Origin of the sequence: Aeromonas sp. QDB23, from assembly GCF_027707745.1 — a bacterium.
In the GTDB taxonomy this organism is placed as follows: domain Bacteria; phylum Pseudomonadota; class Gammaproteobacteria; order Enterobacterales; family Aeromonadaceae; genus Aeromonas; species Aeromonas allosaccharophila.
This window is the reverse complement of sequence record NZ_JAPCJA010000021.1, coordinates 53,946-73,207: the sequence shown is the minus strand read 5'-3', so window position 1 is coordinate 73,207 and position 19,262 is coordinate 53,946. Positions and strand designations below refer to the sequence as shown.

The following is a 19,262-nucleotide window of genomic DNA, read 5'->3' as shown; positions in this document are numbered from 1 at the left end:
AATATCTGGAAACGGTACTCAATGCGGGTCTCAAAAAACTGGGTGAAATTTAACAAAATGTTCACGCTCTCACCCTGGTCGTTAACAACTCAATAAATAATCACCGGTTGGCGTTGGCAATATTCCACTGATCCAGTTTATCTATTAACAGACCGGTATCCCTGGCGGCATCAAGATGCTGATAAAGATAATCCATCGCCTCGCTCACCATCTCGGTCATCGGGAAGGAGAACGCCACGATGGCCGGTTGTACCCCGACAAAGATCACCTCGGGGACAAAGGTCTTGAGTTCGTCGATCAAAAAGTTGAGCGGCATGTTGTGGGTCGAGAAGATAAACATCTCGGCGATGGTCTCGGGGGGGATCACCTGCAGGGTGCCCGCCTTCTCGCCGATCTCGGCGGCATCCACCAGCACCACCCGCTCCGGTTGCAGCTCCCGCACCTTGTAGACCACATTTTCCGGCGCGATGCCGCCGTCGATATGGATCCAGCCGGGCAGGGGGGCGGCTTGCAGTTTGTCGGCAAGATAGGGGCCGGCACCGTCGTCCCCCATCATGGCATTGCCCACGGTCAACACGAGATTGCAGCCCATCAGCGGCTCCTTACCATCAGGTACATATGGGGGTCGTTAAAGAGGGCGGTGAGCTGATCCATAAAGGTGTTGGTCCAGCCCAGCTCCTGCTCATCGAGTAGATTGTCGGTTTTGCGCAGCCGGTCGAAGGCGCAGGCCAGCATATGGCAGTGCTCGCGATAGATGGTGATCTCGCCAAAGGTGAGAAACCCCTCCATCTTGCGGCGCGCTTCACTCTCTGCGGGCAGCTTGGCTACCCAGTCGCGATAACCGGTCAGCGAGCAGACCAGGTCTGCTCGCAGGCAATCGACAATGCCGAGGTGGTGGCCGATGGCGAGGCTGTAGTACATCACCTCCTTGGCCTCTTCCGGCACGTCGAACTGCTCGTCGACGAACTTGCGCGACAGGCGATAGAAGAAAACCTCGTCAGCCATGCACCGCCTCTCCCTTGCCGGCCGCCCGGTTGAGGCAGGCGTTTGCGAGGTTGTTGACGATCTCCGCCAGACGCGGATCGTCGTGCTGATCGAGGTAGCTCTGGATGCGCAGATCCACATCCTGCTGGGTCGCCCCTTCGAGCAGGGCCATGAATTCGTCGGCGATGATCCGCCCCTGACGGTAACCGGCCATGCGGCGCGCTTCGCGCTCGATCATTACCCGGATTTCGTTGGGGATGCCGGTGTGGCGCAGTTCGACCCGCTCACCCGGTTGCACCTCGTGGCTGGTGGCTTTGAGTTTTTGCTCAAGCAGACCGAGCGCCACGGCGAAGCCGTAGATGGTGGCTGCCGGAGTGGGGGGGCAGCCGGGGATATAGACATCCACCGGTACGATTTTGTCGGTGCCGCCCCAGACGCAGTAGAGGTCGTGGAAGATGCCGCCGTCACAGCCGCAGGCGCCGTAGGCGATGCAGATCTTGGGATCGGGTGCCGCCTCGTAGGCGCGCAGGGCCGGTACCCGCATCGCCCGGGTCACCGCGCCGGTAAAGAGCAGGATGTCGGCGTGGCGGGGGGAGGCAACCACCTTGATGCCGAAACGCTCGGCATCAAACAGCGGGGTGATGGTGGCGAAGATCTCGATCTCGCAGGCGTTGCAGCCGCCGCAATCGACCCGGTAGACATAGGCTGAACGGCGAATGTCCTTGAGCAGGGTCTTCTTGAGTTTGGTGATCTCGGGATCCTGTGCCAGCGGCACGGCACGGGTATGGGCATGGCCGACAACCGGTTCTATGCCTTTGATCTTGCTCATCACATCCACTCCTTTTGTGCGGCCATCGGTGTGGCTATCGGTGTGATCAGGGCCGAGTCAGGCTGGCTCAGCATGCTCTGTTTTCGTTTGCAATCGGGGCAGTGGTGCAGCCGCTCTGGCGGCGCTAGCGGCTTGGCATCGCGAGCCAGCGGCGTGCCCGCCTGCTTGAGGGTGTCCTCCACCAGCGCCACCAGCTTGCTCGGGGCAAAGTAGGTGCCGCACAGGGTGCAGGGGGCCAGCGCGAAGCGGGCCTCCTCATAGAGATCCGCCTTGTTGGTTACCGCCAGTTCGAACTCGGGGGAGAGGGCAATGGCGCGGGTCGGGCAGACCTCTTCGCAGCGGCCGCAGAAGATGCAGCGCGCCATGGAGATCTCCCAGCGCCGTTCGCCGGTCTCCATGTCCACTTCCATCACCAGCGCGTTGGCCGGGCAGGCCTTGGTGCAGGCGGCGCAGGCGATGCACTGATCCGCCTGATATTTCGGTTTGCCGCGAAAATCCCGGTTCACATCAATAGGAGCGAAGGGGTACTTGGCGGTCGGGGTGCCAGCCTTGAGGATGGTCTTGAACAGCTTGATCATGATGACCCCTTATTTCAGCGGAGAGTTTTTGCGATCGATGCCGTAGCGCTCGATCTCCTTGTAGGAGACCACGGTGGATTTGCCCTTCTTGGGGTCGACTAGGGTGACCCGGTCGGTACAGGAGTAGCAGGGATCCAGACTGCCGATGATGAGCGGCGCATCCGCCACGGTATTGCCGCGCAGCATGTAGCGCAGAGCGGGCCAGTTGGCGTAGGTGGCGGCGCGGCAGCGCCAGCGGAACAGCTTCTGGTTATCCCCGGTCATGCTCCAGTGGACGTTCTCGCCGCGGGGCGCTTCGGTAAAGCCCAGCGCAAACTTGCCCGGCTGGTAGGTGAACCCTTCGGTGAGCAGTGGCCCTTCCGGCAGGTGCTCAAGACCAAACTCAATCATGTCGAGGGAGTCGTAGAGCTCGTGGATCCGCACCAGCACCCGGGATTGCACGTCGCAACCCGCCTTGGTCTGGATCTCCATCGGCAACTCACGGTAACCGGCAAAGTCGTGGACCCGGCGCACGTCGCGCTTGAAGCCGCTCGCCCGCACCATAGGGCCGACGCAGCTGAAATCGCGGGCAATCTGCGGCTCGAGCTTGCCGATACCGATGAGGCGGGAAGAGATGTTGGCGGTATCCAGCAGCATGGCCACCAGGGGTTTGAGCTCATCACGGAGCTCCCGCACCAGCTGGGCACCCTTGATGCGATCCTCCTTGAAGATGTCGCGGCGTACCCCGCCAATCAGGTTGAGGCCGTAGGTCTTGCGGGCACCGGTGAGCAGCTCGGCCAGGGTCATGGATTTCTCTCGCACCCGGAAGAACTGCATAAAGCCGGTGTCGAAACCGGTGAAGTGGCTCGACAAGCCGATGTTGAGGATATGGCTGTGCAGGCGCTCCACCTCCAGCAGCACGGCGCGGATCATCTTGGCCCGCTCCGGTACCGGAATACCCATGGCGTTCTCTACCGAGGTGGTGTAGGCGACGCTGTGGGTAAAACCGCAGATGCCGCAGACCCGGTCGGTCAGGAAGGCCACTTCGTTGTAGCCCATGCGGGTTTCCGCCAGTTTTTCCATGCCGCGATGGACATAGAAGAGGCGGTAGTCGGCATCGATGATGTCTTCGCCATCGACGAACAGACGAAAGTGGCCCGGTTCATCGGAGGTGATGTGCAGCGGGCCGACCGGCACGATACGGTTGGCATCACTGCCGAGCTCATTGACGAAGGGGTAGGTCTCGGTGTCGGTGGTGGGCATCGGGCGCTGGCGATAATCCATGGCGTCCTTGCGCAGCGGGTGGATATCCTCCGGCCAGTCATCCGGCAGTACCAGACGGCGTTCGTCCGGCAGGCCGATGGCGCGCAGGCCGTACATGTCACGGATCTCCCGCTCGCCCCACACCGCCGCCGGAATGGTCGGGGTGATGGAGGGGTACTCCTGGGTATCGGCATCCACCAGCACCTTGACGGTGAGCCAGCACTTGGTGTCGCCCTCCATGGAGAAGACGTGGTAGACGGCGAAGTGGCCGTTGAGGCTGCGCTCGTCATTGGCAAAGGAGAGCGGAAGCCAGCCCCCCAGCTGATGGAAAATCAGACTGGCCGTCTCGACCAGGCTGGTGGGTTTGACGGTGATGGTGGCCTGATCGGCAGTTTGCCACTCCTCGTCGACGATGGCGTGGGGCAGTTGGGCTCGCACCTGCTGGATGTAGTCGCAGCCGATGCGATCCGAAATGGCGATGGTCATGCAGTTCTCACTTTAATGTTCGGGAATGAGCATTCGGAAAAGGTGAAATCGGAAAAAGTCGCTGTGCTGGCGGGCATGGCTCAGATCCCGACCAGATAGGCGAGCAGCGCCAGCAGGGCCAGCCCCAAGCCATAGCGGGTGAGCTTGTGGGTGCGCACGAACTGGGTACGGGCCATGGCGTTTTCGATGATGCCGGCCAGCAAAAAGGCCACCAGCAGCTTGCAGGCGAGGATCAGTGCTGCGCCGATGAGCGCAGGCAGACTCCAGTTGGCCGCCTTGCCGAAGGGCAGGAAAATCACCAGAAAGAGTTGCACCACTACCAGCTGCTTGAGGCCGATGGAGAGCTTGAGCAGGGCCAGGCCCGCCCCGGAGTACTCGGTGAGCGGCCCCTCCTGCAACTCCTGCTCGGCCTCGGCGCAGTCAAAGGGCAGCTTGCCCATCTCGACAAACACCGCGAAGGCGCAGGCGGCGCCCGCCAAGAGGGTAGCGATGGGCGCGGCCAGCGGCTGGGTCGCCACATAGCGGCTGATATTGCCCAGATCCGAGCTGCCCACCATCATCGCCATGATGAAGCAGGCGAGCACCAGAATGGGCTCCACCAGAATGCCGAGAGTCAGCTCGCGGCGGGCACCGATCCCTGCAAACATGCTGCCGCTGTCGAGACCCGCCAGCGAAAAGAAGAAGCGGAAGATGGCGAACAGATAGATGTCGGTGATGAGATCCCCGGCGATGGGGAAGGGGGATTCCTGGGTCAGGGTCGGCAGCGCCATTCCTACCAGCAACAGGGCGGCGATCAGCAGCGCAGGCATCAGGTTGAAGATGATGCCGGCAGGCTCGGGGGTCACCTCTTGGCGGCGCAGGAGCTTGGCGATATCACGGTAATCCTGCAGCAGGCCCGGCCCCTGACGGGAGTGCATCTTGGCTCGTAGCACCCGGTTGAAACCGGTGGCGAGCGGGGCCAGCGCCAGCATGGCGATGGCCTGGGTCAGGGCGAGGGCAACCATGCCCCAGCTCGGCATTTCAAGAACAGGCATATCAGACTCCTACAGCCATCAGGATAAAGAGCGCCAGTACTACACCGTGCAGCAGCCAGCCGGTCGTTCCGCTGGTATCGCTCACCCCGTGCAGGGCGCTGGCCAGATCGAGCTGCGGCTGCTTGCGATAGAGCGGCGCGCAGAGTTGGCGCAAGGTGTGGGTGACACCGCCGGAGGTGAGGCTCATGCGCTCCTCATAGGCGTAACCACAGGCCCACGGGGTGCCGGCGTGACGACGACCGAGCTTGGGCCCCTTGAAGATGGCCAGTACCAGCAACGGGATAAGGAACAGACCCAGCAAGGTGATGGCAATAACGGGCGGGGAGAGGATCGCCTGACTGCTATCCAGCGGCAGCAGGGTGGCGCCAGTGGCCACGTTCATTTGGCTGCTTACCAAGGCTTGGCCGTAGCTGGCGATATGGGGGGCAATCCAGGGGGCACCCAGACCCAGCACCAGACAGACCGCGGCCAGCAGCAGGGTGCCTGCCACCATAGCGCCCGGCACTTCGCGGGCGTGGCTCGCCTTCTCGCTGCGCGGTGCACCGCAGAAGCAGATGCCATACACCTTGACGAAGCACATCACCGCCATGGCGCCGGTTACTGCCAGCATCACTACCGCGAGCGGCGCGACGACGGAGGTGCCGAGTTTGGTCATGGACAGCAGCGCCTGATAGATAAACCACTCGCTGACAAAGCCGTTGAGCGGCGGCAGCGCCGAGATGGCCATGGCACCGATCAGGAACGCCAGCGCGGTCCAGGGCATCAGCTTGGCGAGGCCACCCATCTTGTCCATGTCGCGGGTGTGCAGGCGGAACATCACGGAGCCGGTGCCCATAAACAGCAGGCTCTTGAAGATGGCGTGGTTGAGCAGGTGATAAAGCGCGCCGAGCAGCCCCAGTTTCACCATGACGCCGGACATCAGCGCCGAGATATGGGACGGCGCAACGGGCTCGGCCACCGGCAGCCAGCCGTGCAGCGGTACGAAACCGGCACGCAGGCCAAAGCCGCAGAAGCTGAGCAGGAACACCAGGGATGCCAGGGCGCCCGTCAGATGGTGCTCGCGCAGCGCGGCGAACTCCAGCGAACCGCTGTCGCGGCAGAGCAGCCAGAAGGCGACCAGTACCAGCGCCATGCCGATATGGTTCATCACCAAGTAGAGACGGCTCTGTTTGGCTGCTTCCGGGTTGGTTTTGACCAGCCAGTAGGTAGTGAGGGTCACCAGCTCGTAGCAGAGCAGAAAGCCCAGTGCGTTGTCGGCCAGTACCATGCCCACCATGGCAAAGAGGAAGAGGTTCATCAGTGCGCCGATGGCCACATCCCCCTTGCCCTGATATTCGCGGATATAGGCAAAGGAGTAGAGGGCGACGGCGACGCCGACGGTGCTAATCACCAGCAGCATCAGCGCGGAGAGCATATCCAGATGAACCGAGCCCAGCAGCCAGAGCTGGCCGTCGACGGGGGCGCCTTGGGCAAAGATCTGGATGGCGACGACCAGACCCGCGAGCGAGCCCAGCAGGGCAAAGCCGCTATTGAGGCGGTTGGCCAGTGCGGGCAGCTTTTGCAGGAGCAAACCGGCGGCAGCGCCCAGCAAAAAGAGTAGGAGCGTAGCCATTACAAGGGGGGACAACATCAGCGAACTCCCTCTGTGGTGGATAAATCGGATGCAGGGAGCGCTGTGGCGGGTGCCGAAAAGGCGGAGGCCCCTTGCGGGTTGGTGTCGGCCGCTTGCTGGCGACGGATTCGGGCGGCGCGTTCGGTGTCGCCGTCATTGACCAGCTTCAGCGCCTTGGAGGGACAGGCACCGACACAGGCCGGGCCATCGGCGCGAAACTCGCACAGGTCGCACTTGACGGCGATGCTGCGCACCCCCGGCTCCCAGCTCAGCAGATCCTCGCCAAAGCAGCGCAGGCCAGCGGAGGTGGAGGGGTTGCTGGATCGGATGGAGCAGGGGATATAGGTGTCGTAACTGGTGGCCACGGCCACCGGACGGCTGCCGCCGCTCTGGATGGCGCCAAAGGGGCAGGCCACGGCGCAGAGATTGCAGCCGATGCAGAGTGACTCGTTGAGTTGCACGCAATCGCCGGTCTGGCGAATTGCCTCGACCGGGCACACCTTGATGCAGGGGGCATCGTCACAGTGACGGCACTGAACCGGCATGGTCGCCTGCTCGTGTCGCATAACGGTTAAACGGGGGGCTTGCTGCAAACCTTGCGCCTTGTGTACTTCACTGCAGGCCGCCATACAGGTGCCACAGCCAATACAAAGCTTGGGGTCAGCGATAACGAAGCGGTTCATAGCCTACCTTGTCGTGTCGCGAACGGAGAGAATAGGGGCTGGTTGGCAAAATACGGGCCAGAATGGTTTTTAGCGAAGAATTGGTTTCAATGCGTTGTATTTAAAGGGATTTAAATTTGTCACCGCACCGAGCTAAACAGGTAGAACGGTGTCGAAGTGTGACGTTCGTCACTTGTGACGAAGCTGCCAAGAGGGTTCGTCACTCCAGGAAACGTAGTATGACCAGGGATCAGCGTCCAAAATTGATCAGGACTACGGCGTAGCAACGCACTCGCTTGCCTCGGCGAACTGCATAGCGTTCTAGGGGGGATTCAGATGGCCATGTGGGATTTACCCGTCCCGGTTCCGCCGATCAGCAATTGATTGCGACTCTGTTCCGGGAAGTCGTCCACAACGAGTGGGTAGACAACCGGATTTACTTAGACAGAGCTAGGTCACAAAAACAAACGTTTGCACACTCTCCCGCATTCCTATATTTATCTTTATCAAAAGTTGCTCTCCGTTTCACAACAATACACTAGAGGGTAACCCTCGAAAATAATAAGGAAACTCCATGCCAATGTTGACTCGCTTGGTCCCTCGTTTTCGCAGCACCTTCCACTGTATCGGTCCTGCGTGCGAAGAGCATTGCTGCCAGGGATGGTCGATACAGATAGACAAGCCCACCTTTCGACTCTACTGGTTTAGCGATGATGAGCGGATCCGCGCCATGGCCCGTGGATGCCTTCAAAAAACCAAAAGCAGTGATGATGACTGGGGTCGGATGAAGCTCGATGAACAAGGAGTATGCCCTTTTCTCGACAGCGACAAGTTGTGCACCATTCACCGCCGCCTTGGTGAACAGGCCCTAAGCAACACCTGCAGTACTTACCCACGGAGCACAGTCTCCTTTCTAAATCAGCAAAAAGATAGTCTCACCCTCTCTTGCCCCGAAGCCTGCCGTCAATTGCTCCTCGATCCTGATGCCATGTTGATTGAATCCCAAGAGCAAGCTGCCGCCTCCCTCTTCTTGGCTGTGCCGGATGCTGCTTTACGGCTCAACCAACTCAGTTATCAGATTGCACTGACACAGGAGCTTTCCCTAGAGATGCGGCTGTGGATGATAGGGATGTTGATCCACCACGACGAGGGCAACTCTTCTTACGAGCAGTTTCTCGATGAGCTGGTTGCTCTGCTGGAGAAAGGGCAACTGCAGGCAATGTATGACACCATTCCCTCGCTGCCTAACGTGCAATGGTGGGCACTGAGAACCCTGACCAATTTACTGCTGCAATCCAACGATACCAACCACAGGGGAAGGGCCATGATTGAAGAGTGCCTGGACACCCTCTACAAGCTACTCGATGGTGAATATGACCAAGAGAAGATGGCTTTCTTCCCGCGCCTTTGGCGCGAACAGGTCGCCCCCTTTCTGGCCGCACGTCCCCACTTGTTGGATAACTATTTGCTCTACCAGATCTACAACTTCAACTTTCCCTATCGCAACGAGCACTCGATGGAGTCGGCCTATCGCCTGCTGGTCGCAGATCTGTTTTTGCTACGCAGCTACTTTTGTCTGCTGGCGCATCAAGGAGAGTTAACCGAAGAGAATGTGATCAAGCTTGTCTATAGCTATCACGCTCGCCGCCAACATAATCTCAGTTTCGAACAGGAGCTGGCCACCGGATTGCTCGAGACTGGGTTTAGCTCAGATATCACACTCTATGCGCTGCTGAATCTTTCCTAAGCATTGTGCATGTGGGTGTAGATACCACCTGTTTTAAATCGTTAATTCGATTGGCGAAGCGTAATCGGATGCACGAGAACGGGAACATATCGGCAGCATGCCTCGTGTAGGGGGGCAATGAACGAAGTGAATTGCACCGTTTGCAGCCATATGCTCGCCGTGATTTTCTCCCTTCTCCCCTTTGCGGGAGAAGGGTTGGGGATGCGGTGGCGGGTAATTGGGGTTAACGGCAAAAAAGAGGGATGACAATGGGCGTTGTTTCCCAAATCAACCATCAAGCCACAACTGCCCCAGCCCCAGGTGACAGCTACACTCGGGGCTTTCTGACAGGCAGACCAAGGGCATTCAGTTTGTTCATCGCACACACGTAGGCCATGATCTCTCCCACTTGACCGTTGTAGTTAACCTGAACTCGGGATAAAAAACGGCGTAAAAAATGAACTCAATGCCCGTTCCAAGATCTGATCCTGCAGTGACAAAGACACTGACCACAAAGGAACGGGCATGGACAAGTTATTGGAACTCTTCTGTGATGTTGATGATTTTTGTGCCGTATTTATGCCTCAATGGCACCAGCAATTGTTGGTTAGCGGTCAGCGTCAACGCCAGCGTACCGGGCGCATGAGCGCGAGTGAGATAATGTGCATCATCATTGCTTTCCACATGTCACACCACCGGGATTTCAAAAACTTCTACAACGGTTTGCTCCGGCGCTTGAATCGCCCCTGGTTTTCTAGACACTTTGTTGCTGAAAAATAAACTGCCTTTCAAACTCTACCGGCGACAGCCCATCATTGGAACCATGACGCCTGATTGGGTTGTAAAACATCTCGATATAATCAAACACGTCGCTGCGGGCTTCGTCTCTTGTCGCGTAAATCCTGCGCTTGATCCGCTCCCGTTTGAGCAACTGGAAGAAGCTCTCGGCGACAGCATTGTCGTGACAGTTGCCACGTCGGCTCATGCTGCAACTCAGATTGTGGGCCTTCAGAACGTCCTGCCATTCACCACCGGTAAATTGGCTGCCCTGATCCGAGTGCACCAGTACCGGCTGCTTGGGCTTGCGCCGCCAGACGGCCATCAATAACGCATCAACCGCCAAGTCTGCCGTCATGCGTGACTTCATCGCCCAGCCGACGATCTGGCGAGAGAACAGGTCGAGCACCACCGCCAGGTACAGCCACCCTTCTTGAGTGCGGATGTAGGTAATGTCAGTCACCCAGGAGAGGTTGGGGGCTGGCACCTTAAACTGACGTGCCAGCGTGTTTGGGACAGCCTGCGGGCTCTTGCCTCCATAATGCCCCTTGCGGCGTTGATAGCCTGTTTGCGAACGCAGCCCTTCCCGCTTCATTAATTTGGCCACACGGTGCTTGCCGCAGGCTTCCCCTGCGTCACGAAGGTCGCGATGGATCTTGCGATAACCGTAGACAGCACCACTTTCCAGCCAGGATTGCTTGACCAATCCTATCAGTCGTTCGTCCTCCTGCTGGCGTGGCGACGCGGGCTGTTTCAGCCACGCGTAGAAGCCACTTCGGTGAACCCCCAGGGTCTGGCACAGGGTAACGACACTGTACCGGCCGAGTCGGGAGGTTATGAACGCGTACCTTTCCTTGACTCGCTGGCAAAGTACGCGGCGGCCTCCTTTAGGATATTGCGCTCCTCGGTGACCTGGCGCAGTTCGGCTTTCAGGCGGCGTATCTCGGCTTGCAAGGCAGACTCTTCGAGCAGCTGGTCAGCGGGCTTGCCGTACTGCTTGAGCCAGGCATACAGACTGTGGCTGGATACCCCAAGGGCTCGTGCAACGTCAGCCACCGGCCGTCCGCGCTCGGTGATTTGTTTAACGGCTTCGATTTTGAATGTTTCTGGATAACGCTGACGGGTCATAACACCTCCAATAGTTGCCTCATTTTAAGGCTGTGAGGTGTCTAGGGAACTGGGGGCGATTCACATCAGAAAAGACCATAACTCAGCGGCGCTCTGAGTGGGCGTTACTCCGGGCTGATCACCTCGGCATCGTTCACCTGAGCCCGGCAGAAGTGGAGAAAGTGGCGCAGGGAGGCGGAGTGGTACTTCTGCTTGTGCCAGATGAGGGAGAGCTGGCGCGGGAAGCGGCGGGTGAGGGGAAGGGCGATCAGGCGGCCATCTTTTAGACGATCAGAGACAGCAAGACGTGAGATAAAGGAGATCCCCAGCCCCTTTTCCACCGCCAGCATTACCGCCTCCAGGGTGTTGAGCTCAAGCCCTGCCTGCCAGTGGGGCAGCTCGGGCTGGATCTGCTGGATAAACTGCTCGCGGCTGCCCGATTGCGCTTCACGCAGCACCCAGGTCTCGCCGCCCAGTCGGGAGAGAGAGAGCTCCGCCTTGTCGGCAAGCGGGTGGCCGGGGGGGGCCACCACCAGCATCTCGTCCTGCAGCCAGGGTTCGGCGAGCAGGTCGGGGTGGTGGTTCTCCCCCTCGATCAGCGCCATATCCAGCTCGAAGTTGGCCAGCGCATGGCAGAGCAGGTGAGTGTTGTTGATGGTCACCTTGGGGGGCAGCCCCAGCTCCTGTTTGCTGCTGGCGAGCAGGGTCGGCAGCAGGTAGTTGCCGATGGTCTGGCTGGCGCCCAAGCGAAGCTGGCCGCTTGGCTCGGCATCGGGGCTGAACAGGTTCTCGATATCCTGCATCCGGGTCAGCAGCTCTTCGGCGGCCGGTTGCAGCAGGCGCCCCTCGTTGTTGAGCTGCAATCTGGGGTGAATGCGATCAAACAGCGGGGTGGAGAGCTGGCGCTCCAGTTCCTGCAGCGACTGGGATACTGCCCCCTTGCTCAGGCAGAGCTCGTTGGCGGCAAGGCCAAGGTTTCCGTAGCGGGCAATGGTGGCGAACACTTTCAGCTGCTGCAGGGTCAGTTTCATGCTGTTTGGTTTTCCTGAACGATTGATTTAATTCATTTAGATATCGTAAACGATAAGGGGCCATTATCCTATCGCCATAGTCATCAATAGAAAGGTGTCATCATGATCGCAAGAACCCGTAAATCACTGGCTGCCGCCCCAACCCCCATGGCGGGTCTGGCGCTCGGCATCGCCAGCCTTGGTTGGTGTTGGGAGAATGCCGGTCACTTCGATGGCCGGATGCAGCTGCTGGGCGCCGCCGTTGCCGCCGTGTTGCTGGTGATCCTGACCTTCAAGTTTCTGCTTCACCCCCGTTTGTTGCTGCAAGATCTGGCTCACCCCGTGGTGGGCAGCGTGGTACCGACCTATGCCATGGGTACCATGGTGGTCTCCAAAGCGCTGGGGATGATTGCGCCGCAAGCGGGCGAGGCCCTCTGGCTGTTTGCCGTGGCGGTTCACCTGCTGTTCCTGGCCACCTTTATCTGGCATCGCGCCAAAGAGTTTGAAATCCACCACATGGTGCCGAGCTGGTTCGTGCCGCCGGTGGGGATCATCGTGGCGGATGTGGCCTTCCCGGGCGGTCAGTTTGCCCCGCTGGCCAACGGTCTGCTCTGGTTCGGGATCATCTGCTACGGCCTGATGCTGCCGCTGATGCTCTATCGCCTGATCTTCAGCCATGAAGTGCCGGATGCAGCCAAACCGACCATCGCGATCCTGGCGGCCCCTGCCAGCCTCTCTCTTGCAGGTTACCTGACCGTCAGCCAGGATCCTTCCTTGCTGCTGGTGGCTGTGCTGCTGGGGATCGCCATCCTGATGACCGGCATCATCTATCTGGCCTTCATCAAGCTGTTGCGTCTGCCCTTCTCGCCGGGTTATGCCGCCTTCACCTTCCCGCTGGTGATCGGTGCCACCGCCCTGTTCAAAGTGGCCCATCTGGTTGAAGGGTTTGCGCAAGCGGCCCACTATGTGGAGCAGATCAGACTGCTGGCCCACTTCGAGCTGGGGGTGGCTACCGTGATCGTCGGCTATGTGGCACTGCGTTACCTGATGTTCTTTCTGCCGCAGCGTGATACCGCAATGAACAACGGCATGGCTCGCCAGGGGGCTCACCGCTAACGCTTGACGAGGTGACATCGGAACATGGTCAAGCAGTGTGCTCAGAGAGCGACGGGATAAGCGACCAGTCATACGATGGATGGACAAAGAACCACCACTCTGGTTGTGTAATAAGCAAGATGCCCCGCAGTGCGGGGCATTTTTTTGTGGTTTTTTGACCTCGCGCTCGTGTCGGGTTGCTGGCCATGAAATTAACTGGTATTACCTGTCAGGATGACTACAATGCACCACAACTTTTTTGCTTGACCCCGAATCATGTCTCCCCAAGATCCCGTATTTAACTCCTCCTTTGAAACCCGTTTTCTGCATCCCCGTTACTGGTTCAGCTGGCTGGCCCTCGGCCTGCTGATGCTGCTGGCTTTTGTGCCGGTGCGATTGCGCGATCGTTTGGCCGATGCTTTGGCGCCGCTGGTGTTGCGTGTGTCCAAAAAGCAGCTCTATATCGCCAGAACCAATCTGGAGATCTGCTTCCCGGACAAGAGCCCGGAAGAGCGCGATGCCATTGCGCTGACCTCGATCCGGGTCGGCCTCAAGAGTCTGCTGGGATTTGGCGAGTTCACCATGCGCAGCCAGCGTTATCTGATGAGCCGGATGCAGGTAAGTGGCTGGGAACATATCGAGGCGGAGCGGGCAGCCGGTCGGCCGGTGATCCTGGTGGTGCCCCACACCTGGCCGGTGGATGCCGCCGGTTACTGCTTCACCCAGCGCGGGGTGCCCATGTGCACCATGATGAAACGGGCGCGCAATCCGGTGTTTGATTGGCACCTCAACCGGGCACGGGCCAAGAACGGTTGCCGCGTCTATGAGCGCAGCGCCGGGATTAAGGCGGTGATCAGAACTATCAAGAGCGGTCGCAGCTTCTTCTACCTGCCGGATCAGGATCACGGCCGCGAGAAGAGCATCTTCGCCCCCTTCTTTGGCCACCCCAAGGCGACCCTGCCTGCCTTGCCCCGTCTGGTGCAGGTCAGTGGCGTCAAGGCGGTGCCGTTGCTCGCTTGTTACGATGAAGCGAACCACTGCTACCGACTGGAGATTGACGCACCGTTCGACAACTATCCCACCGAGGATGTGATGGCCGACACCTGCCGGATGAACGACATGGTGCAGCAGCAGCTGACCCGTCATCCCGGCCAGTACATGTGGTTCCTCAAGATTTTTGATACCCGTGAAGATCAGGAGGGACCGGATGGCCTTTATGAGGAGGGCATCCAGCGGATCCGCAAGGGATTGTCGCCCCACGGCTGATCCTGAATTTGTATGCATTGAAATGGCCCCATGTGGGCCATTTTTTTGTGATAACTAGTCTGATCAGTGCCTTGCAGGCTGGTGGCCAGCCTCTTGAGGGTAGAAAAAAATGTCAGGATAACTACAATAACTGTTTGTTTTTGATGACTTGATGGCCGCCATGTCCCCGTTAGATCCGGTATTTGATACCTCATTTCATACTCGCCTGCTCCATCCCAAATGGTGGGGGAGCTGGTGCGCACTGGGGCTGCTCTCCCTGCTGGCATTTACCCCGGCGAGGCTGCGGGACCGTTTTGCCGATCTGGTCTCACCGACCCTGCTGCGATTCTCGAAAAAGCAGGCCTATATTGCCGATACCAACCTCAAGATCTGCTTTCCCGAACTGGATGCCGCCGGGCGCCAGGCGCTGCTGCTCAAATCGATCCGGGTCGGACTCAAGACCTTTATGGGCTTTGGCGAGCTCAGCTGGCGCAGCAAGGCGCGGTTGACCCGCCGTATCAAGGTCACCGGCTGGGAGCATGTGCAGGTGGAGCAAGACGCGGGTCGACCACTGATCCTGGTGGTGCCGCACACCTGGGCGGTCGATATGATCGGTCGCTACTTCTCCATGATGGGCATCAACATGTGTACCATGATGAAAAGCCCGAAAGATCAGGTATTTGACTGGTACATCAACCGCGAGCGGGCCAAGGCGGGCAAGGTGTATGAGCGCAGTGTCGGCATCAAGCCGGCGGTCAAGACGATCCGCGCCGGTGCCAGCTTCTTCTATCTGCCGGATCAGGATCATGGCCGCGAGGCGAGTGTGTTTGTTCCCTTTTTCGGCCACCCCAAGGCGACCCTGCCGGCGCTGCCCAAGCTGGTGAAGCTGACCGGGGCCAGAGCGGTGCCTATCTTCGCCAGCTATGACGAGGATGAGGGGCGCTATCTGCTGGAGATCGAGCCGCCGTTTGACCCTTATCCCACCGCCGATCTGCTGGCGGATGTCAATGCCATGAACCGGGTGGTGGAGATGCAGGTGGCCCGCCATCCCGAGCAGTACATGTGGTTTCTCAAGATCTTCGAAACCCTGGAGCATCCGGTGGGGGATGACGGCCTCTATGAAGCGGGGATCCGGCGCATTCGTCAGGGCTTGCCGCCAGAGCCTTGAAAGTTGGCCCGCTTGCGGGCCATTTTTGTTGCTTCAGCGGCGGGTTAAGGTAAGCGGCCGTGCCGTTTTTTCAGGCGCTCATCTGGACAAAAACAGCGCAAACAGGGGATAAAAGGGTGTCTTATGAAAGGGAGAGGCAGGTGAGCGTGCGCGGAGCTATCTTCGAGAGCGGAAATAGGGTAAAAGGGCGGCCATGAAAATTCCAAATCGAATCCAACCTCTGGTTGATGACGGCCTGGTCGATGAGGTCGTCAGCCGGTTGATGAGCGGCAAAGAGGCCGACGTCTATGTAGTGCGCTGCGGCGACGAGATCCGCTGCGCCAAAGTCTATAAAGAGGCCTCCAAGCGCAGCTTCAAGCAGGCCGTGGTCTATCAGGAGGGGCGCAAGGTGCGTAACAGCCGCAGCGCCCGCGCCATGGAGAAGGGCTCCAAGTACGGCCGCAAGCAGCATGAAGAGGTGTGGCAGAACACCGAGGTCGATGCCCTGTTCAAGCTGGCTGCTGCCGGTGTGCGGGTGCCGCAGCCCTATGTCTGCCTCGACGGCGTCCTGCTGATGGAACTTATCACCGACGAGGATGGCAATGTCGCGCCGCGCCTCAACGATGTGGCACTCACTCCCGAGCAGGCGGTCATCGATCACCACAAGGTGATCCGCTATGTGGTGCGCATGCTCTGTGCTGGCCTTATTCACGGCGATCTCTCGGAGTTCAACGTGCTGGTGGATAGTCAGGGCCCCGTCATCATCGACCTGCCCCAGGTGGTGGATGCCGCCGCCAACAACCAGGCCAAGGCGATGCTGGAGCGGGACGTCAACAACATGCGCAACTACTACGGCATGTATGCGCCCGAGCTGCTCAAGACCCGTTATGCCCAGGAGATGTGGGCGCTGTTTGAAGATGGCAAGCTCACCCCCGAGAGCGAGCTGACCGGCCACTTTGAAGAGAGCCGTGCCGCCATCGATCTCGATTCCGTGCTGCACGAGATCGAGAGCGCCGAGGAGGCCTATGCCCGCCAGGCCCGGATGAAGGCCGAGCAGGAAGACAGTTACTAACGGCTTGCCACTCTCGCCACAAGAGCGCCTTCGGGGCGCTCTTTTTATTGCTGCATCGACTGCGGCCGGGGGGCTAGCTGGTACATCTCCAGCCAGCGGCGATCCCCCGGATGGAAGCGCCGCCCCAGCAACACGCCACCGGCGGCCGTAATGACCTTGCGGGAGGCCAGATTATCTTCGCCGCAGCTGATCAGCACCGGTACCGCCAGCACCTGCTGTTGTACCCAGCGCAGCAGCACGGTTGCGGCCCCTTCACCACGGCGAGAGGGGCGGGTCTCGTAACCGATATGACCCAGCCACTGGCGGGTTGCCTCATTGTCGCCGTGACGCAGGCGCAGGGTGGCGATGATCTCCCCGCCATCGAGGGCAAAATAGGTGGTGGCAGGCAGATATCCGTCGGGCAGGTTGCGCCCTTCGGCGTGGTCCAGCAGGCTCTGTAGCCAGCCGTCCGGATCAAATTGCGCCACCTGATAGAGCGGCAGTCCCGCTTCGGCACATTCGGTGACATAGCGGCGGTAGGCCGGCGCATCTGCCAGCCTGGCCGGGCGGCACTGCAGAGCGGGAACCGATCTCATGACAGGAGCACGCTGGGCTGCAGCGGTTGCGGTTCGCTGTGGTGGTGCTCCAGCACGCAGGCCCGTTGCCTTCCAGCCTGCTTGGCGGCATAGAGTGCCCGATCCGCCCGCAGGTAGGCCGCTGCAAACCCCTCGCCAGGATGCAGCGAGGTGAGGCCGATGCTGAGGCTGATAGGCCCTCCCGCCAGCGCTCCGGTTGCCTCGGCGATCTGCTGCTGCAGGGCGTGGCAGTAGGTGGGCAGGGTCTGCGGGTCTGCCATCCGCAGCAGGGCCAGCTCATCGCCACCGAGCCGACCGGCCATCCCCTCGGCGGGCAGGGTATTGGCGATTACATGGCCCACGGCCCGCAACATGGCATCACCGGCGGGGTGGCCGTGGCGGTCGTTGATCTGCTTGAAGTTGTCCAGATCGATCAGCAGCAGCTGGCCGGGGTTCGCCATCTCGCGGGCGCGCAGGGTCACCTGGCGTTCAAAATAGTGGCGGCTGAACAGGCCGGTCAGCTCATCCTGATTGGCACGCCGCTCCAGCTTGCGTTGGGTAGCCAGCATGGCCTGCTGCTGGCGGGTGTGAACCAGACTCAGCAAGAGATAACTGCGGGCGATGGTAAAGAGCAGGCTGAGCAGGATCACCGGCCCGAGCAGCGGATCGGTGAAGGAGTTGGCCGCCAGCTCCGGCTGCCAGAGGTGTTTGGCGATCCGCAGCAGTTGCAACAGCAGTTGCAGGGCGAGCAGCAGGATGGCAAAGCGCAGGACCCGATAGACAGGGGCCAGCCGCTGGTAGCGCCAGAGCTGCCAGATAAGCAGCGCAATCTGCAGCGAGAGTACGCCGGAGAGCACGATGATCCGGCTGTGTACATCAGTGAGGGGCTGCTGCAAGGTCGTCAGGGCAAACATGGCGAAACCGCCGACGGTGACGGCGGGCAGCAGCCAGCCGAACGGGTCGGCTTCACGCCGAAAGAAGTGGCGCATCCCCCGTTCATAGAGCAGAGGGGTCGCCATCAGCAGCAGGTTGGTCAGCAGAATATTGGCGAGCGAGGCTTCGCCCTCAAGGGGGCGCAGCAGCAGACAGCTGAAGGCACCGGCGATGGCCAGCTCGCTCCCCGCCCAGTAGAGCAGCGCCCTGATCTGGCGATGGCTGTACCACATGGCGGCGAAAATGGTAGCGACCCCCATATGTGACAGCGTGACGAACAGCACCAGACTCAACAACTGGGCCGAGGAAAACAGACTTGGCATCGAGGGCTCTCTGGAACGGTCACCTGTGAACGAACGGGCGATGGGGTATCGCCTGCTGGCAGTGGCCGATCACAACATGAATTCAACCTATTATCAATTGGTTAAATGGCCTGATGTGCTTGCTCCCGACTTCATGCACGATAGCGACTGCTGACTCGATTTATCGGGTGGTATGGCGCCATTTTATTGTCTTGTCAGTCAATTGTGCTGCGAGAAATATGGCCGTGTTGGCGACAATGTTGCCCCCACCGCCAGCCCTCGTGTTAATCGCAGATTGCAGCTGGCAAGCGCATCACGGTGGCCTTCCGGCCCAGATGGGTCAGCAGACGGCGCACGTCGTCGAGGCGGATGATCAGGGTAGCGGTGTTGACCAGCGGATGGCACTGCACCTGTTCGGCTTGCCAGATGGCTTCGTCCACCACCAGCTCTACGGCCTGTTCGCTATCGCGCACCATGGCGAGCAGGGTCACCGAGCCCGGGGTGAGACCGAGCACCGCATCGAGCCGCTCGGGGGAGCCAAAGCTCAGCCGCTTGACCCCGAGCATGACTGCCAGCGCCTTGAGATCGACCCGGCGCTCCTCCGGACTCACCACCAGAAACAGCCGCTCGCTTTTCGGATCGCGCAAAAAGAGGTTTTTGGTCTTGGCGGCGGGCAGGTCGGGCAGCAGCCTGCTCGCCTCCTCACAGGTAAACACGGGGGGATGATCAAAACGCTGGTAGCGGATGGCCAGCTGATCCAGCAGGGAATAGATTGCCACAGAGACTCCTTTCGTCGGCGAAGAGTGGTCAGAACCGGATGGGCGGGAATAACGACCGGATCGAGCTTACCAGTTTGACTCCCGCCTC

General features: G+C 59.9%; 18 protein-coding genes and 2 pseudogenes. 6 read left to right on the top strand and 14 right to left on the bottom strand.

Annotation, left to right across the window (positions count from 1 at the left end; translation table 11 throughout):
• Nucleotides 1-100 precede the first annotated feature (100 nt).
• The 8 genes from hycI to PG888_RS11220 all read right to left on the bottom strand — a co-directional run bounded on the left by hycI (nucleotide 101) and on the right by PG888_RS11220 (nucleotide 7,448).
• Nucleotides 101-592 (bottom strand): hydrogenase maturation peptidase HycI, encoded by a 492-nt coding sequence (gene hycI / locus PG888_RS11255; protein WP_064336151.1) that lies wholly within the window; start codon nucleotides 590-592, stop codon nucleotides 101-103.
• Nucleotides 592-1,005, bottom strand: a complete 414-nt coding sequence (locus PG888_RS11250) for a formate hydrogenlyase maturation HycH family protein (protein ID WP_182939591.1) — start codon at nucleotides 1,003-1,005, stop codon at nucleotides 592-594. Before PG888_RS11250 ends, hycI begins: the two co-directional genes overlap by 1 nt.
• Nucleotides 998-1,813: an NADH-quinone oxidoreductase subunit B family protein gene (locus PG888_RS11245; protein WP_005301886.1), complete on the bottom strand. Its 816-nt coding sequence runs from the start codon at nucleotides 1,811-1,813 to the stop codon at nucleotides 998-1,000. The genes PG888_RS11250 and PG888_RS11245 overlap by 8 nt, the downstream gene beginning before the upstream one ends.
• Entirely contained in the window at nucleotides 1,813-2,391 is a 579-nt protein-coding gene (locus tag PG888_RS11240; protein WP_017778903.1) for a formate hydrogenlyase complex iron-sulfur subunit, read from the bottom strand. The genes PG888_RS11245 and PG888_RS11240 overlap by 1 nt, the downstream gene beginning before the upstream one ends.
• Before the next feature lie 9 nt (nucleotides 2,392-2,400).
• On the bottom strand, nucleotides 2,401-4,119 hold the full coding sequence (locus tag PG888_RS11235; RefSeq protein WP_167565728.1) for a hydrogenase large subunit: 1,719 nt from the start codon (nucleotides 4,117-4,119) through the stop codon (nucleotides 2,401-2,403).
• A gap of 80 nt (nucleotides 4,120-4,199) precedes the next feature.
• The gene (locus PG888_RS11230) at nucleotides 4,200-5,153 is read right to left on the bottom strand and encodes a respiratory chain complex I subunit 1 family protein (RefSeq protein WP_182939592.1); all 954 of its coding nucleotides are present in this window, start codon (nucleotides 5,151-5,153) and stop codon (nucleotides 4,200-4,202) included.
• A 1-nt stretch (nucleotide 5,154) separates the two neighbouring features.
• Nucleotides 5,155-6,783 carry a proton-conducting transporter transmembrane domain-containing protein gene (locus tag PG888_RS11225; protein WP_182939593.1) on the bottom strand — a complete coding sequence of 543 codons (1,629 nt, stop codon included), beginning with the start codon at nucleotides 6,781-6,783 and terminating at the stop codon, nucleotides 5,155-5,157.
• Nucleotides 6,783-7,448: a 4Fe-4S dicluster domain-containing protein gene (locus tag PG888_RS11220; RefSeq protein ID WP_270693373.1), complete on the bottom strand. Its 666-nt coding sequence runs from the start codon at nucleotides 7,446-7,448 to the stop codon at nucleotides 6,783-6,785. The genes PG888_RS11225 and PG888_RS11220 overlap by 1 nt, the downstream gene beginning before the upstream one ends.
• 553 nt (nucleotides 7,449-8,001) lie before the next feature.
• On the opposite strand from PG888_RS11220, the gene fliB reads away from it, so the two are divergent.
• Nucleotides 8,002-9,174: a flagellin lysine-N-methylase gene (fliB, locus tag PG888_RS11215; RefSeq protein ID WP_182939594.1), complete on the top strand. Its 1,173-nt coding sequence runs from the start codon at nucleotides 8,002-8,004 to the stop codon at nucleotides 9,172-9,174.
• 307 nt (nucleotides 9,175-9,481) lie between these two features.
• Here the strand turns inward: fliB and PG888_RS23225 are convergent.
• Nucleotides 9,482-9,577: pseudogene (locus tag PG888_RS23225) on the bottom strand (IS5/IS1182 family transposase); the annotation flags it as partial.
• Nucleotides 9,578-9,678: 101 nt separating this feature from the next.
• Between PG888_RS23225 and PG888_RS11210 the strand changes: the two are divergent.
• Nucleotides 9,679-9,888: pseudogene (locus PG888_RS11210) on the top strand (IS982 family transposase); the annotation flags it as partial.
• 19 nt (nucleotides 9,889-9,907) lie between these two features.
• Here PG888_RS11210 and PG888_RS11205 read toward each other — a convergent pair.
• A protein-coding gene (locus tag PG888_RS11205; protein WP_182939595.1) for an IS3 family transposase occupies nucleotides 9,908-11,058 on the bottom strand; the annotation gives its coding sequence in 2 pieces (ribosomal slippage) (nucleotides 9,908-10,821 and nucleotides 10,821-11,058; 1,152 coding nt in all).
• Nucleotides 11,059-11,162: 104 nt separating this feature from the next.
• Entirely contained in the window at nucleotides 11,163-12,068 is a 906-nt protein-coding gene (locus PG888_RS11200; protein WP_182939596.1) for a LysR substrate-binding domain-containing protein, read from the bottom strand.
• Between the two features lie 102 nt (nucleotides 12,069-12,170).
• On the opposite strand from PG888_RS11200, the gene PG888_RS11195 reads away from it, so the two are divergent.
• The 4 genes from PG888_RS11195 (at nucleotide 12,171) to PG888_RS11180 (ending at nucleotide 16,606) form a co-directional block, all read left to right on the top strand.
• Nucleotides 12,171-13,163, top strand: coding sequence for a TDT family transporter (locus tag PG888_RS11195; RefSeq protein WP_058051570.1), 993 nt, complete (start codon nucleotides 12,171-12,173; stop codon nucleotides 13,161-13,163).
• A 255-nt stretch (nucleotides 13,164-13,418) separates the two neighbouring features.
• Nucleotides 13,419-14,408, top strand: a complete 990-nt coding sequence (gene lpxM / locus PG888_RS11190) for a lauroyl-Kdo(2)-lipid IV(A) myristoyltransferase (RefSeq protein ID WP_075112148.1) — start codon at nucleotides 13,419-13,421, stop codon at nucleotides 14,406-14,408.
• A 151-nt stretch (nucleotides 14,409-14,559) separates the two neighbouring features.
• A complete protein-coding gene (locus PG888_RS11185) occupies nucleotides 14,560-15,555 on the top strand; it encodes an LpxL/LpxP family acyltransferase (protein ID WP_075112149.1) in 996 nt (331 codons plus the stop codon).
• Between the two features lie 193 nt (nucleotides 15,556-15,748).
• A complete protein-coding gene (locus PG888_RS11180; protein ID WP_075112150.1) occupies nucleotides 15,749-16,606 on the top strand; it encodes a PA4780 family RIO1-like protein kinase in 858 nt (285 codons plus the stop codon).
• Between the two features lie 44 nt (nucleotides 16,607-16,650).
• On the opposite strand, the gene PG888_RS11175 is transcribed toward PG888_RS11180, so the two are convergent.
• From PG888_RS11175 to PG888_RS11165, 3 genes are all read right to left on the bottom strand, one after another.
• The gene (locus tag PG888_RS11175) at nucleotides 16,651-17,181 is read right to left on the bottom strand and encodes a GNAT family N-acetyltransferase (RefSeq protein WP_075112151.1); all 531 of its coding nucleotides are present in this window, start codon (nucleotides 17,179-17,181) and stop codon (nucleotides 16,651-16,653) included.
• Nucleotides 17,178-18,416, bottom strand: coding sequence for a GGDEF domain-containing protein (locus PG888_RS11170; protein WP_075112152.1), 1,239 nt, complete (start codon nucleotides 18,414-18,416; stop codon nucleotides 17,178-17,180). Before PG888_RS11170 ends, PG888_RS11175 begins: the two co-directional genes overlap by 4 nt.
• 263 nt (nucleotides 18,417-18,679) lie before the next feature.
• On the bottom strand, nucleotides 18,680-19,174 hold the full coding sequence (locus tag PG888_RS11165; RefSeq protein ID WP_075112153.1) for a prolyl-tRNA synthetase associated domain-containing protein: 495 nt from the start codon (nucleotides 19,172-19,174) through the stop codon (nucleotides 18,680-18,682).
• Between the last annotated feature and the right edge of the window lie 88 nt (nucleotides 19,175-19,262).